At 62.2% G+C, this 15,758-nt stretch carries 10 protein-coding genes and 4 tRNA genes; all 14 read right to left on the bottom strand.

Annotated features, from left to right (window positions below; all coding sequences use genetic code 11):
* Positions 1-151: 151 nt before the first annotated feature.
* The 14 genes from rpoC to ychF all read right to left on the bottom strand — a co-directional run bounded on the left by rpoC (position 152) and on the right by ychF (position 15,717).
* Positions 152-4,366, bottom strand: a complete 4,215-nt coding sequence (gene rpoC, locus ACCQ07_RS04825; protein WP_011346539.1) for a DNA-directed RNA polymerase subunit beta' — start codon at positions 4,364-4,366, stop codon at positions 152-154.
* A gap of 100 nt (positions 4,367-4,466) precedes the next feature.
* Positions 4,467-8,618: a DNA-directed RNA polymerase subunit beta gene (gene rpoB, locus ACCQ07_RS04820; RefSeq protein ID WP_029818764.1), complete on the bottom strand. Its 4,152-nt coding sequence runs from the start codon at positions 8,616-8,618 to the stop codon at positions 4,467-4,469.
* Positions 8,619-8,903: 285 nt separating this feature from the next.
* A complete protein-coding gene (gene rplL / locus ACCQ07_RS04815) occupies positions 8,904-9,269 on the bottom strand; it encodes a 50S ribosomal protein L7/L12 (protein WP_008574194.1) in 366 nt (121 codons plus the stop codon).
* Positions 9,270-9,323: 54 nt separating this feature from the next.
* On the bottom strand, positions 9,324-9,857 hold the full coding sequence (gene rplJ, locus ACCQ07_RS04810; protein WP_005930748.1) for a 50S ribosomal protein L10: 534 nt from the start codon (positions 9,855-9,857) through the stop codon (positions 9,324-9,326).
* Between the two features lie 542 nt (positions 9,858-10,399).
* Entirely contained in the window at positions 10,400-11,098 is a 699-nt protein-coding gene (gene rplA / locus ACCQ07_RS04805) for a 50S ribosomal protein L1 (RefSeq protein ID WP_003486747.1), read from the bottom strand.
* 3 nt (positions 11,099-11,101) lie between these two features.
* Entirely contained in the window at positions 11,102-11,530 is a 429-nt protein-coding gene (gene rplK, locus ACCQ07_RS04800) for a 50S ribosomal protein L11 (RefSeq protein ID WP_008574191.1), read from the bottom strand.
* Between the two features lie 196 nt (positions 11,531-11,726).
* Positions 11,727-12,284 carry a transcription termination/antitermination protein NusG gene (gene nusG / locus ACCQ07_RS04795; protein ID WP_011346537.1) on the bottom strand — a complete coding sequence of 186 codons (558 nt, stop codon included), beginning with the start codon at positions 12,282-12,284 and terminating at the stop codon, positions 11,727-11,729.
* Between the two features lie 13 nt (positions 12,285-12,297).
* On the bottom strand, positions 12,298-12,705 hold the full coding sequence (secE, locus tag ACCQ07_RS04790; protein WP_136733954.1) for a preprotein translocase subunit SecE: 408 nt from the start codon (positions 12,703-12,705) through the stop codon (positions 12,298-12,300).
* A 49-nt stretch (positions 12,706-12,754) separates the two neighbouring features.
* A tRNA-Trp gene (locus tag ACCQ07_RS04785) sits at positions 12,755-12,830 on the bottom strand.
* Positions 12,831-12,936: 106 nt separating this feature from the next.
* On the bottom strand, positions 12,937-14,127 hold the full coding sequence (gene tuf / locus ACCQ07_RS04780) for an elongation factor Tu (protein WP_003486726.1): 1,191 nt from the start codon (positions 14,125-14,127) through the stop codon (positions 12,937-12,939).
* A 46-nt stretch (positions 14,128-14,173) separates the two neighbouring features.
* Positions 14,174-14,249, bottom strand: a tRNA-Thr gene (locus tag ACCQ07_RS04775).
* Positions 14,250-14,282: 33 nt separating this feature from the next.
* Positions 14,283-14,356, bottom strand: a tRNA-Gly gene (locus ACCQ07_RS04770).
* A 29-nt stretch (positions 14,357-14,385) separates the two neighbouring features.
* Positions 14,386-14,471, bottom strand: a tRNA-Tyr gene (locus tag ACCQ07_RS04765).
* 154 nt (positions 14,472-14,625) lie between these two features.
* Complete coding sequence (gene ychF, locus ACCQ07_RS04760) at positions 14,626-15,717, bottom strand: redox-regulated ATPase YchF (protein ID WP_011346536.1); 1,092 nt, start codon at positions 15,715-15,717, stop codon at positions 14,626-14,628.
* Positions 15,718-15,758 lie beyond the last annotated feature (41 nt).

Genomic DNA, 15,758 nt, shown 5'->3' with positions numbered 1-15,758 from the left:
CACCGAGACAGAGAAGTATAGCTGGCAGGACGAAACTCCGTCAACTTCACGGAATCTGAACCTGCTGGCCCATCCAAGGCCGGAAAACGGAGGGCGTCCTGCCCTCCTTTTCGCCTGGCTTACGGCGGTCTTGCGACTGCCGTCGGAGCGCTTACTCCTCGTCCGCGCCAGCGTCGGCCACTGCAGCGACCGGTTCGGCGGCTGCCGGCTTGCCCGACAGCGTTTCCATTTCCGAGTCGGTCAGACCCGAGGCCTTGCGACGTCCGGCGTGATACGCCAAACCCGTACCGGCCGGGATCAGGCGACCCACGATCACGTTTTCCTTCAGACCGCGCAGGTTGTCGCGGGTACCGCGGACGGCCGCCTCGGTCAGCACGCGGGTGGTTTCCTGGAACGATGCCGCCGAGATGAACGACTCGGTGGCCAGCGACGCCTTGGTGATACCCAGCAACACCGGATCGTACTTGGCCGGCAGTTCGTTGCGCTTGACCAGGCGGGCATTTTCCTCGATGACGCGCTGGCGCTCGACCTGCTCGCCGTTGAGGAACTTGCTGTTGCCCTGGTCAACGATCTCGACCTTACGCAGCATCTGGCGCGTGATCACCTCGATGTGCTTGTCGTTGATCTTCACGCCCTGCAGGCGATACACGTCCTGGATTTCCTTGACCAGGTATGCAGCGAGCGGCTCGACACCCAGCAGGCGCAGGATGTCCTGCGGACTCGGCTCGCCGTCCACCACGGTCTCGCCCTTGGTCACGTGCTCGCCTTCGAACACGATGATCTGGCGGTACTTGGGAATCAGCTCTTCGTGTTCCGACCCATCGGTGTCCTTGATGATCAGGCGCTGCTTGCCCTTGGTGTCCTTACCGAAGCTGATGATGCCCGAGCGTTCGGCCAGGATCGCCGGATCCTTCGGCTTGCGTGCTTCGAACAAGTCGGCAACGCGCGGCAGACCACCGGTGATGTCGCGGGTCTTGGACGCTTCCTGCGGGATCTTGGCCACCACGTCGCCCACGCCGACGGCAGCGCCGTCCTGCAGGTTGACGATGGAGCGCGGCGGCAGCAGGTACTGGGCCGGCAGATCCGTGTTCGGAATCGTCAGGTCGTTGCCCTTGGCATCGACGATGCGCACGATCGGGCGCAGTTCCTTGGCCTGTGCACCGCGACGCTTCGGGTCGGTGATTTCACGCGACGCCAGACCGGTCAGCTCGTCGGTCTTCTCGATGACGGTGACGCCGTCGACGAAGTCGATGAAGCGGATGAAACCGGCCACTTCCGACACGATCGGGTGGTTATGCGGATCCCAGTTGGCAACGCTCTGCCCGGCCTTGACCGCATCGCCGTCTTTGGCGGTGATGGTCGCGCCGTACGGCAGCTTGTAACGCTCGCGCTCGCGGCCATGGCCGTCGAGCACGGACAGTTCGCCAGAACGCGAGACCGCAACCAGCGAACCGCTGGCATGCGCCACCGACTTGAGGTTGTTGAACTTCACCGAACCGGTGGTCTTGACGGTGATGTTGTCCACCGCAGCCGCACGCGATGCCGCACCACCGATGTGGAACGTACGCATGGTCAGCTGGGTACCCGGCTCGCCGATCGACTGCGCGGCGATGACGCCGACCGCTTCGCCGATGTTGACCTGGTGACCACGTGCGAGGTCGCGGCCGTAGCAGCGTGCGCACACGCCGAACGAGGATTCGCAGCTGATGGTCGAACGCACCTTCACCGACTGCACGCTGGCGTCTTCGAGCTTGGCCACCCAGGCTTCGTCGAGCAGCGTGTTGCGGGTGACGATCGGCTCTTCGTCGTTGCCCGGCAGGTACACGTCCTCGGCCACCACGCGGCCCAGCACGCGCTCGCGCAACGGCTCGACCACGTCGCCGCCTTCCACGATCGGGGTCATGATCAACCCTTCGGTGGTGCCGCAATCGATTTCGGTGATCACCACGTCCTGCGCCACGTCGACCAGGCGGCGGGTGAGGTAACCGGAGTTCGCCGTCTTCAGCGCGGTATCGGCCAGACCCTTACGGGCACCGTGGGTGGAGTTGAAGTACTCCTGCACGTTCAGACCTTCGCGGAAGTTCGCCTTGATGGGCGTCTCGATGATCGAGCCGTCCGGACGCGCCATCAGGCCGCGCATGCCGGCCAGCTGACGGATCTGCGCCTGGCTACCACGGGCACCGGAGTCGGCCATGATGTACAGCGAGTTCATCGACTTCTGGTCGATGGTCTCGCCCTTGGCGTTCTCGACCTTTTCGGTACCGATGGTGTCCATCATCGCCTTGGCGATGCGCTCGCTGGTACGCGACCAGATGTCCACGACCTTGTTGTAGCGCTCGCCGGCGGTGACCAGGCCCGACTGGTACTGCTCCTGGATTTCCAGCACTTCGGCTTCTGCCTCGGTGAGGATGCCCTTCTTCTCGTCGGGGATCAGCATGTCGTCGATACCGATCGACACGCCGGCGCGGGTTGCGTAGGCGTAGCCGGTGTACATCAGCTTGTCGGCGAACACGACGGTGTCCTTCAAGCCCAGCAGACGGTAGCTGGAGTTGATCAGACGCGAGATGTTCTTCTTGGTCATCTCGGTGTTGGCCAGCTGGAACGGCAGGCCTTCAGGCAGGATTTCGCTCAGCAGCGCACGGCCGACCGTGGTGTCCACGATCGAGGTGCCGCTGCTGCGCTTGCCGCCGGCCTCCACGTCCACCTGGGTGATGCGCACCTTGACCTTGGCGTGCAGTTCGACCACGCGGTTGTCGTAGGCGCGCTTCACTTCGCTGGTGTTGGCGAACACCATGCCCTCGCCCTTCTTGTTCTCCAGGGCGCGGCTCATGTAGTACAGGCCCAACACCACGTCCTGCGACGGCACGATGATCGGCTCGCCGTTGGCCGGCGACAGGATGTTGTTGGTGGACATCATCAACGCACGCGCTTCCAGCTGGGCTTCCAGCGAGAGCGGCACGTGGACGGCCATCTGGTCACCGTCGAAGTCGGCGTTGAAGGCAGTACACACCAGCGGATGCAGCTGGATGGCCTTGCCTTCGATCAACACCGGTTCGAACGCCTGGATGCCCAGACGGTGCAGGGTCGGCGCACGGTTCAGCAGCACCGGATGCTCGCGAATCACTTCTTCCAGGATGTCCCAGACTTCGGCTTCTTCGCGCTCGACCAGCTTCTTGGCGGCCTTGATGGTGGTGGCCAGGCCACGACGCTGCAGCTTGGCGAACACGAACGGCTTGAACAGCTCGAGCGCCATCTTCTTCGGCAGGCCGCACTGGTGCAGCTTGAGGTACGGACCGACGGTGATGACCGAACGACCGGAATAGTCAACGCGCTTGCCGAGCAGGTTCTGACGGAACCGGCCCTGCTTGCCCTTGATCATGTCGGCCAGCGACTTCAGCGGACGCTTGTTGGTACCGGTGATGGCACGACCACGGCGGCCGTTGTCCAGCAGCGCATCGACCGATTCCTGCAGCATGCGCTTCTCGTTGCGCACGATGATGTCCGGCGCATTGAGCTCGAGCAGACGACGCAGACGGTTGTTGCGGTTGATCACGCGGCGGTACAGATCGTTCAGATCCGAGGTCGCGAAGCGGCCGCCATCCAGCGGCACCAGCGGACGCAAGTCCGGCGGCAGCACCGGCAACACGGTCATGACCATCCACTCCGGACGGTTGCCCGATTCCAGGAAGGCTTCGATCAGCTTGATGCGCTTGGTGAGGCGCTTGAGCTTGGTTTCCGAACCGGTGCTGGCGATTTCTTCGCGCAGGCGGGTCATTTCCGACTGCAGGTCGATCGTGCGCAGCAGCTCGTACACCGCCTCGGCGCCCATGGCGGCGTCGAAGTCGTCGTTGTACTCCTGGCGTGCGGTCAGGTACTGCTCTTCGGTCAGCAGCTGGCGGCGCTCGAGCGGGGTCAGGCCCGGCTCGGTGACGACATAGGCTTCGAAGTACAGCACGCGCTCGATGTCACGCAGGGTCATGTCCAGCATCAGGCCGATGCGCGACGGCAGCGACTTGAGGAACCAGATGTGCGCGACCGGCGAGGCCAGGTCGATGTGACCCATGCGCTCGCGACGCACCTTGGCCAGGGTGACTTCGGTGCCGCACTTTTCGCAGACCACGCCACGGTGCTTCATGCGCTTGTACTTGCCGCACAGGCACTCGTAGTCCTTGATCGGTCCGAAGATGGCGGCGCAGAACAGGCCGTCACGCTCGGGCTTGAAGGTCCGGTAGTTGATGGTTTCGGGCTTCTTCACTTCGCCGTAGGACCACGAACGGATCAGGTCCGGCGACGCCAGCGCGATCTTGATCGCGTCGAAATCCAGCGTCTGGCGCTGCTGATTGAAGAGGTTGAGCAGGTCTTTCATTTGATATCTCCGGGTCGGAGGAATTTCGTATCTGAGATGAAACCGAGGGCGTTACGTTCCGGATCCCGGCAGCGCATTGCGGCGCCGGGATCCGTCTCGATCACTCTTCCAGTTCCATGTTGATCGCCAGCGAGCGGATTTCCTTCACCAACACGTTGAAGGATTCCGGCATGCCCGCGACCATCTCGTGCTCACCATCGACGATGTTCTTGTACATCTGGTTGCGGCCCTGCACGTCGTCGGACTTCACCGTCAGCATTTCCTGCAGGGTGTAGGCCGCGCCGTAGGCTTCCAGCGCCCAGACTTCCATCTCACCGAAGCGCTGACCACCGAACTGTGCCTTGCCGCCCAGCGGCTGCTGGGTCACGAGCGAGTACGGGCCAGTCGAGCGCGCATGCATCTTGTCGTCGACCAAGTGGTTCAACTTCAGGTAGTGCATGTAGCCGACCGTGGTCTTGCGATCGAACGCTTCGCCAGTGCGACCGTCGTACAGCTGGGTCTGACCGCTCTGCGGCAGGTCGGCCAGTTCCAGCATGCGCTTGATTTCCGCTTCGCTGGCGCCGTCGAACACCGGGGTCGCCATCGGCACGCCGTCGATCAGGTTCTTGCCCAGGTTGAGCAATTCCTCATCGCTGAACTGCGACAGGTCCACGCGCTGTGCATTGATCGCGTTGTCGTGGTTGTAGATGTCGTTGAGGAACTTGCGCAGCTCGCTGACGGCGGCCTGGGCTTCCAGCATGCGCTGGATCTTGCGACCCAGGCCCTTGGCGGCCCAACCCAGATGCACTTCCAGAATCTGGCCGATGTTCATACGCGACGGCACGCCGAGCGGGTTCAACACGATGTCGACCGACTCGCCGGTGGCCATGTACGGCATGTCTTCCACGGGCACCACGTTGGAGACCACACCCTTGTTGCCGTGGCGGCCTGCCATCTTGTCGCCCGGCTGGATACGGCGCTTCACGGCCAGGAACACCTTGACCATCTTCAGCACGCCCGGTGCGAGGTCGTCGCCCTGAGTGATCTTGCCGCGCTTGTCGGCAAAACGTGCTTCGAATTCCTTCTCGTGCGCCTGGATCTGCTTCTGCGCACGCTCGATGGCGTCGGCAGCGTCTTCGTCCTTCATGCGCAGCTGGAACCAATCGGACTTCTTCAGCCCGTCCAGGTACGCGTCGGTGACGGTGTCGCCCTTCTTCAGGTTGGCGCCGCCGTTGGCGACCTTACCCACGATCTGCGAGCGCAGACGTGCGTAGATGGCCGCTTCCAGGATGCGGAACTGGTCGTCGAAGTCCTTCTTGACCCGCTTGATCTCGTTTTCCTCGATCTGGCGGGCGCGCTTGTCCTTCTCGATGCCGTCGCGGGTGAAGACCTGCACGTCGATGACGGTGCCGTCCATGCCCGGGGGCACGCGCAGCGAGCTGTCCTTCACGTCGGACGCCTTTTCGCCGAAGATCGCACGCAGCAGCTTTTCTTCCGGGGTCAGCTGGCTCTCGCCCTTCGGCGTGACCTTGCCGACCATGATGTCGCCGGCGCGCACTTCCGCACCGATGTACACCACGCCGCTTTCGTCCAGACGGTTCAAGGCCTGCTCGGACACGTTCGGGATGTCGGCGGAAATTTCCTCCGGCCCCAGCTTGGTGTCGCGCGCAACGCAGGTCAGTTCCTCGATGTGGATCGTGGTGTAACGATCCTCTTCCACCACGCGCTCGGAGAGCAGGATGGAGTCTTCGAAGTTGTAGCCGTTCCAAGGCATGAAGGCGATCAGCATGTTCTGGCCCAGCGCCAGTTCACCGATGTCGGTGGACGGGCCGTCGGCCAGCACGTCGCCGCGCGCGATCACGTCGCCCACATTCACCAGCGGGCGCTGGTTGATGCAGGTGTTCTGATTGGAGCGGGTGTACTTGATCAGGTTGTAGATATCCACGCCGGCATCGGTGCCGCCGCCGATTTCTGCCTCGTTGACCTTGACCACGATGCGGGCTGCGTCGATCTGCTCGATCACGCCACCACGCAGCGCATTGACGGTCACACCCGAGTCGCGCGCAACCGCACGCTCGATGCCGGTACCGACCAGCGGCTTCTGCGAACGCAGCGTTGGCACGGCCTGGCGCTGCATGTTGGCGCCCATCAGTGCGCGGTTGGCGTCGTCGTGCTCCAGGAACGGCACCAGCGCCGCTGCGACCGACACGGTCTGCATCGGCGAGACGTCCATGAAATGCACTTCGGACGGCGGCTTCAACAGCGATTCGCCCTGGAACCGGCACGGCACGAACTGCTCGGTGAGCATGTTCTTGGCATCGGTCAGCGCGTTCGCCTGAGCGATCACGTACTCGTTTTCTTCGATCGCCGACAGGTATTCGACGTCGTCGGAGACCTTGCCGTCCAGCACCTTACGGTACGGCGTCTCGAGGAAGCCGTACTGGTTGGTGCGGGCGAACACGGCCAGCGAGTTGATCAGGCCGATGTTCGGGCCTTCCGGCGTTTCGATGGTGCAGACGCGGCCGTAATGGGTCGGGTGCACGTCGCGCACTTCGAAACCGGCGCGTTCGCGGGTCAGGCCGCCCGGACCCAGCGCGGAGACGCGACGCTTGTGCGTCACTTCCGACAGCGGATTGTTCTGGTCCATGAACTGCGACAGCTGCGAGGAGCCGAAGAATTCCTTGATCGCAGCAGCCACCGGCTTGGCATTGATCAGTTCCTGCGGGGTCAGGCCTTCGGACTCGGCCATCGACAGGCGTTCCTTGACCGCGCGCTCGACGCGGACCAGGCCCACGCGGAACACGTTCTCGGCCATTTCGCCGACCGAACGCACGCGACGGTTGCCCAGGTGATCGATGTCATCGACCACGCCGCGACCGTTGCGGATTTCGGTGAGCACCTTGATCACTTCCAGGATGTCGGAGGTGTCGGCGTGCTCGGCGACCAGGCGCTTGGATTCTTCGTCGTTACGCTCGGCAAAGTACTTCTTGTCGTACAGCACCGACTCGCCCAGCACGTCCTTGCGGCCGACGCGACGGTTGAACTTCATGCGGCCGACCGTGGACAGGTCGTAGCGCTCGAAGGTGAAGAACAGGTTGTGGAACAGGTTCTGCGCCGCTTCCTTGGTCGGCGGCTCGCCCGGACGCATCATGCGGTAGATTTCGACCAGCGCTTCCAGCTGCGTCTTGGTCGGATCGATGCGCAAGGTGTTGGACAGGTACGGACCACGATCCAGATCGTTCACCCACAGGGTGCCCACCGCATCGACGCCGGCCTTGCGGAAGGCAGCCAGCTGGTCTTCGTTGATCTCGTCGTTGGCATTGGCCAGCAGTTCGCCGGTGGAGCCATCGACCACGTCGTGCGACAGGATGCGACCGACCAGGTAGTCGTCCGGCACGGCCAGCGCGGCAACGCCGGCAGCTTCCAGTTGTTTGACGTGGCGCGCAGTGATGCGCTTGCCCGCTTCCACGATGACCTTGTCGCCATCGGCCAGGTCGAAGTTCAGCGTTTCACCACGCAGGCGCTCAGGCACCAGCTCCAGCTGCACGCCCTCGTCCGGGTTGATGTGGAAGGTATTGATCTCGAAGAACTCGGCCAGCATCTCTTCGTTGCTGTAGCCAAGCGCACGCAGCAGGATCGATACCGGCAACTTGCGGCGACGGTCGATACGGGTGAACAGCGCATCCTTCGGGTCGAACTCGAAGTCCAACCACGAGCCACGGTAAGGAATGATGCGGGCGCTGTACAGCAGCTTGCCCGAGCTGTGGGTCTTGCCACGATCGTGGTCGAAGAACACGCCCGGCGAGCGATGCAGCTGCGAAACGATCACGCGCTCGGTGCCGTTGACGATGAAGGTACCGTTGCCGGTCATCAGCGGAATTTCGCCGAGATAGACCTCCTGCTCCTTCACGTACTTGATCGCCTTGGTCGACGACTCGCGGTCGTAGATCACCAGGCGCACGGTCACGCGCAGCGGCGCGCCATAGCTCATGCCGCGCTGACGGCATTCACGCTCGTCAAACACCGGCTGACCCAACTTGTAACCGACGTACTCCAGCGCAGCGTTGCCGCTGTAGCTGGAAATCGGGAACACCGACTTCAATGCCGCGTGGAGACCGAGGTCCTTACGCTTGTTCGGCTCCACGTCTTCCTGCAGGAATTCGCGGTAGGAATCCACCTGGATGGCAAGCAGGAACGGCACTTCGAGGATCGAGCGCTGCTTACCGAAGTCCTTGCGGATACGCTTTTTTTCGGTGAACGAATAAGACGTCATGAGGTCTTCACCCTAGGCTGCGGGGGCCACATCGCGGCGGCCCTGAAATAACAAAATTGTCAGTTGGAAGTCGCTGGTATTGCCGGCACCAGCACGCCTTCTCCCGCTACTTCCAACTACCAACTCGGTGAGGCCGGGAATCGGGAATCGAGAATCGGATGATCGCGCGATGTTGCACTGCGATTGTCCAATCCCGATTCCCCTCCGAAACGGCCAAAGGCCGGGAGCTTTACGCTCCCAGCCTTCAGTGCATCACCATGAAACGCTGGCGATGCAAGGTACTGCTTACTTGATTTCGACAGTCGCGCCAGCTTCGGTCAGTTCCTTCTTGATCTTCTCGGCTTCGTCCTTCGAAGCGCCTTCCTTCAGCATGCCACCGGCTTCGGTCAGATCCTTGGCTTCCTTCAGACCCAGGCCGGTCACGGCGCGCACGGCCTTAATGACGCCAACCTTGTTGGCGCCACAGTTGGTCAGCACCACGTTGAACTCGGTCTGCTCTTCAACCACGGCGGCCGGGCCAGCTGCAGCAGCAGCGACCGGGGCAGCGGCGGAGACGCCGAACTTTTCTTCGATGGCCTTGACCAGCTCCATCACTTCCATCAGGGACTTCTCGGCGATGGCGTCGACGATCTGTTCGTTGGTAAGGGACATTGTGATTACCTTTAAATGATTTTCTGGATTGGGGTTCTAGCGAACGCTAGGACATCAAGCTTCGGCAGTCTCGGCGACCGGCGCGGCGGCTTCGTCGCCACCACCCTGCTTGTCGCCAACGGCCTTGACGGCACGGGCGAACATGGCAGCCGGTTCGGACAGCACGCGGGCCAGCATGGCCAGGGCCTGGTCACGGGTCGGCAGCGAGGCCAACACGTCGACGTGACCCGCCGGGAACAATTCCCCGCCGATGGACACGACCTTGGCCTGCAGCTTGTCGTTGCTCTTGGCAAATTCCTTGATCAGGCGACCGGCTGCGCCGGGCTCCTCCATCGAAAACGCATACAGCAAAGGACCGACCAGCTTGTCAGCAGCGACAGCGAAATCAGTACCTTCAACGGCGCGCGCGGCCAGGGTGTTCTTGACAACTTTCAAGAACACGCCGGTTTCGCGGGCCTGCTTACGCATCGCGGTCATCTGGGAGACCGTGGTGCCAGCGTATTCGGCGGCGATCAGGGAGTGGGCCTTGGCGGCGATGTCTGCCAGCTCGGCGACTACTTCTTGCTTCTGGGACAGATTGAGAGCCATTGCACTCCTCCGTTAAAGCCGGGATTCGGGATTGGTACTTCGGAATCCGTCACAGCAATCACGCCGTTGCCAGATCCCACATGCCGAATCGTCATCCCCGCTTCAAACTACTCCGCTCGCGGCTCCTGCCGGTTGCGGTCCAGGGCAGCCTCCTTCCTGGAAGCCGGGAACATCGACCGATGTTCCTTTGGTGGCCGTTCTAGACCTGGAGTGGACTCGATCCGGGATGTCCCAGACGCGCGTAAACCAGAAAGCTCCAGAAGGGCGACACCATCTACGCCGGCCGGTTCGACACGAACCAATTAAGCGATCCCGCTGCATCGACGGCGACTCCTTGCCAGTGCGAGCATCCGTGCCCGTCGTCGATCTGCGCTGACCGCGCCTGCGGTCTTTGACGGCTACCGCCGGACGTGCCGGCGATCGCCTTCAAAATGTCCGTTGCCCCAAAGGAGGGAACGGACTCCCAGCACACGGTGACCCGGGCCGGAAAAACAATGCTGTACTGCCAAATACGTCAGGCGCATGACGCCGGACGCATTCGCTTACTTCAACGACAGGCTCGACTGATCCACCGTCACGCCCGGACCCATGGTCGAGCTGACCGACACCTTCTGCAGGTAGGTACCCTTGGAGGTGGCCGGCTTGGCCTTGACCAGATCCAGCAACAGCGCCTGCAGGTTCGACTTCAGCGCTTCGTCGTCGAAGCTGGCCTTGCCGATCGTGCAGTGGATGATGCCGGCCTTGTCGGTGCGGTAGCGCACCTGGCCCGACTTGGCATTCTTGACCGCTTCGCCCGGATTGGCCGACACGGTGCCGACCTTCGGGTTCGGCATCAAGCCGCGCGGACCCAGCAGGGTGCCCAGCTTACCGACGACGCGCATGGCATCCGGGGTCGCGATGACCACGTCATAGTTCAGATCGCCGGCCTGCATCTTCTCGGCCAGGTCGTCCATGCCTACCGCCTCGGCACCCGCAGCCAGGGCTTCGTCGGCCTTGGCGCCTGCCGGTGCGAACACTGCAACGCGCACGCTCTTGCCAGTACCGGCCGGCAGCACGGTAGAACCGCGCACCTGCTGGTCGGACTTCTTGGCGTCCACGCCCAGGCGCACGGCGACGTCGATCGACTCGACGAACTTGGCCTTGGTGGCAGTCTTCAGGATCTTGATTGCGTCTTCGAAGGCATAGGTCTTGCCCGGAACGACAGCGGCCGTGATGGCCTTAACGCGCTTGCTCTGTGCCATGTCTTAGCCCTCCACCGTCAAACCCATGCTGCGGGCAGAACCCGCAATCGTGCGCACCGCCGCTTCCAGCTCGGCCGCCGTCAAATCGGCTTCCTTGACCTTGGCGATTTCTTCCAGCTGCTTGCGCGTCACCTTGCCCACCTTGTCGGTGTTGGGACGCTTCGAGCCGGAGGTCACGCCTGCGGCCTTCTTGAGCAGCACGCTGGCCGGGGTGCTCTTGGTGACGAACGTGAAGGTACGGTCGGAATACGCGGTGATGATCACCGGCGTCGGCAGACCTGGCTCCAGCTTCGACGTCGCGGCGTTGAATGCCTTGCAGAATTCCATGATGTTCAGACCGCGCTGACCCAGTGCAGGGCCGACCGGCGGTGCAGGGTTGGCCTGACCGGCCTTGACCTGCAACTTGATGAAAGCAGTAATCTTCTTAGCCATTTCAATACTCTCCGGGTGCTAGCGCCTGACCTGCAGGCTCCCCATCGGACCGGGATTCACGTGTCCCGGCTTCACGTTGTTGACCACACGCAGATGGCTGCCATGCGGCAGCCATTGGTTCCAGGCAGTTCGCCAGGACAGCGAGCCGCGCACTATAGCAGCATTTGGGGCGAGCGCCTAGCTGGCGCCCGCAGGGTCAGCCCTTCTCGACCTGACCGAACTCGAGCTCGACCGGCGTGGAGCGGCCGAAGATGAGCACAGCAACCCGCAGCCTGCTCTTTTCGTAATTGACTTCCTCGACAACGCCATTGAAGTCGTTGAACGGACCCTCGGTGACGCGCACCATCTGGCCCGGCTCGAACAACACCTTCGGACGCGGCTTTTCGACGCCATCCTGCACTCGCTGCAGGATCGCATCCGCTTCTTCGTCGCGAATCGGCAGAGGACGGTCGGCGGTACCGCCGATGAAACCCATCACCTTCGAAGTCTCCTTCACCAGGTGCCAGCTTTCGTTGTCGATGCGCGGAATACCGCCCTCTTCATGCGTTTCGATCTGCACCAGCACGTAGCCGGGGAAGAACTTGCGCTCGGACCGACGCTTCTGGCCGGCGCGCATTTCGATGACCTCTTCGGTCGGCACCAGCACGTCGCCGAAACGGTCTTCCATTTCGGCGCGCGCGATACGGTCGCGCAATGCCTGCGCAACGGATTTTTCGAAGCCTGAATAGGCGTGAACGACATACCAACGCTTCACTGCTTGATTCTCCTCAACGAGCCAGGAACCACTGCGTGAGCTTCTGGATGACAAAGTCGAAGCCGCCCAACAGCAAACTCAGAATGATTACAACCACAATTACGACCCAGGTGGTGCGGATAGCTTCCTGGCGCGTCGGCCAGACAACCTTACGCAACTCGAACCTGGATTCGGACAGGAATTCGCGGGTCTCCCGGCCCTTGCCGGTGCCCAAAAACACAAATGTACCCGCCAACAACCCAACGATGACAGCCAACGCACGCAACTGCGGCGTCCACGCGCCCAGCTGGGTCGCGCGCTCAGGAGCGGAGAACCAGAACCACACAAAAAGCCCCGCAACCACCAGGGCAGCGGAGACAACGTACTTAACGACATCAGCGCTAGAGGACGCGCTCTTGGAAGGCTCGATTTTGCTATTCATCCGGCTCTAGTTACCGATCTGACCCGAATCGCTGGGCCGGAAAGAGGAGTGGCACGCCAGGAGGGACTCGAACCCCCAACCTGCGGTTTTGGAGACCGCTGCTCTGCCAATTGAGCTACTGGCGTATGTACTCGTTTACCGCAAACCCCAAGACAACGAAGGCGGACCGCGGTTCAGCCGGCCCGCCATTCGTTTGAATCCAGCCGCCCATAGGCAGCTGGATACAGGCACTTACTTGATGATCTTGGCAACCACGCCGGCGCCGACGGTACGACCGCCTTCACGGATGGCAAAGCGCAGACCTTCGTCCATCGCGACCGGGTTGATCAGGGTCACGACCATCTTCACGTTGTCGCCCGGCATCACCATCTCCACGCCTTCCGGCAGCTGGCAGGCGCCAGTGATGTCGGTGGTGCGGAAGTAGAACTGCGGACGGTAGCCCTTGAAGAACGGGGTATGACGGCCACCCTCGTCCTTGGACAGCACGTAGACTTCGGCTTCGAACTCGGTGTGCGGCTTGATCGAACCCGGCTTACACAGCACCTGGCCGCGCTCGACGTCGTCACGCTTGGTGCCGCGCAGCAGCAGACCGGCGTTGTCGCCTGCCTGACCCTGGTCCAGCAGCTTGCGGAACATTTCCACGCCGGTGACGGTGGTCTTCTGCGTGTCGCGGATACCGACGATTTCGATTTCGTCGCCCACCTTGATGATGCCGCGCTCGATACGACCGGTCACCACGGTGCCGCGGCCGGAGATCGAGAACACGTCTTCGACCGGCATCAGGAACGGACGGTCCACGTCGCGGGTCGGCTCCGGAATGAACGAATCCAGCGCCTCGACCAGCTTCAGGATCGCCGGCACGCCGATGTCGCTCTGATCGCCGTCCAGCGCCAGACGCGCCGAACCGTGGATGATCGGGGTGTCGTCGCCCGGGAAGTCGTACTTGCTCAGCAGTTCGCGCACTTCCATTTCGACCAGCTCGAGCAGCTCGGCGTCGTCGACCATGTCGGCCTTGTTCAGGAACACCACGATGTGCGGCACACCGACCTGACGCGAGAGCAGGATGTGCTCACGGGTCTGCGGCATCGGGCCGTCAGCGGCCGAGCACACCAGGATCGCGCCGTCCATCTGCGCTGCACCGGTGATCATGTTCTTGACGTAGTCGGCGTGGCCGGGGCAGTCAACGTGCGCGTAGTGGCGGGTCGGGGATTCGTATTCGACGTGTGCGGTCGAAATCGTGATGCCGCGCGCCTTCTCTTCCGGCGCCGCGTCGATCGCGTCGTACGCCTTGAACTCACCACCGAAACGCTCGGCACCGATCTTGGTCAGCGCAGCGGTCAACGTGGTCTTGCCATGGTCAACGTGACCGATGGTGCCGACGTTCACGTGCGGCTTGGTGCGCTCGAATTTAGCTTTTGCCATGGGTGCGTGTCTCGGTAATCGTTTGGAGTTGAAGACGATTGAGTAATGGTGCTCACGAAAGGAATCGAACCTTCGACCTCCTCCTTACCAAGGAGGTGCTCTACCGACTGAGCTACGTGAGCGAGTTTTGCATTATGCCATGCATTTGCGTTCAATGGAGCGGGAGACGGGAATCGAACCCGCACCATCAGCTTGGAAGGCTGAGGTTCTACCGTTGAACTACTCCCGCGCCGGGAACTGCATGCCACAACGTGAAACTGGTGGAGGGAGGTGGATTCGAACCACCGAAGGCGTAAGCCAGCAGATTTACAGTCTGCCCCCGTTGGCCGCTTGGGTATCCCTCCAGCTTTTACTACCGGACCGGTGCGCCGCGAGGCATATTCGGTTCGGGGTGAAGCAGCCCGTTATTTTGTTGTGGGACGCATGCAGTGTCAACAAAAATTTTGAGCAATTCTTCACTCTCAACGATACGCGGCGTCAGGCGCCACGCACAGCCGATCACACGTTGAAGCGGAAGTGCAGCACGTCGCCTTCCTGGACGCGGTATTCCTTGCCTTCCAGGCGCAGGCGCCCGGCATCGCGGGCACCTGCTTCGCCGCGGTACTTGATGAAGTCGTCGAAACCGATCGTTTCGGCGCGAATGAAGCCCTTCTCGAAATCGGTGTGGATCACGGCTGCAGCCTGCGGCGCCGTCGAACCGGCCTTGACCGTCCAGGCACGCACTTCCTTGACGCCTGCGGTGAAATAGGTCTGCAGGCCCAACAGCGTATAGGCCGCACGGATGACGCGATTCAAGCCTGGCTCTTCCAGGCCGAGATCGGCCAGGAAGCTGTCGCGATCGGCATCGTCCAGCTGCGAGAGCTCCTCTTCGATGGCCGCCGAGACCGGCACCACTTCGGCACCTTCGACAGCCGCATGCGCACGCACCGCATCCAGGTGCGGATTGTTCTCGAAGCCGTCTTCCAGCACGTTGGCGATGTACAGCACCGGCTTGAGCGTCAGCAGGAACAGATCGCGCACCAGCGCCTTTTCTTCATCGTCCAGACCGGCGGCACGACCCGCCTTGCCGTCGGCCAGCGCGGCCTGCAACTTGGCCAGCACCGGCTTGCGCGCCGCTGCATCCTTGTCGCCGCCCTTGGCGCTGCGTTCGGCACGGTTGAGGGCCTTTTCCACGCTATCCAGATCGGCCAGCGCCAGCTCGGTATCGATGGTTTCGATATCGGCGATCGGGTCGACCTTGTTGTTGACGTGGATGACGTCGTCGTTCTCGAAGCAACGCACCACGTGGGTGATCGCATCGACTTCGCGGATGTGCGCCAGGAACTTGTTGCCCAGGCCTTCGCCACTCGCCGCACCAGCCACCAGGCCGGCGATATCGACGAACTCGACCGCAGTAGGAATCAGCTTTTGCGGCTTGACGATGTCAGCCAGCTGATTGAGACGCGGATCCGGCACCGGCACGATACCGACGTTCGGCTCGATGGTGCAGAACGGGAAGTTGGCCGCAGCGATGCCCGCCTTGGTCAGCGCGTTGAACAGGGTCGACTTGCCGACATTGGGCAGGCCGACGATGCCGCATTTGATACCCATGGGTTTTCCAGTGAATGGAGAATCGGGAATGGAGAATGGCA

Origin of the sequence: Xanthomonas sp. NCPPB 3583 (assembly GCF_041475715.2) — a bacterium.
Taxonomy (GTDB): Bacteria; Pseudomonadota; Gammaproteobacteria; order Xanthomonadales; family Xanthomonadaceae; genus Xanthomonas; species Xanthomonas euvesicatoria.
The sequence above is the reverse complement of the archived record's forward strand: the minus strand, read 5'-3'. Positions and strand labels throughout refer to the sequence as shown.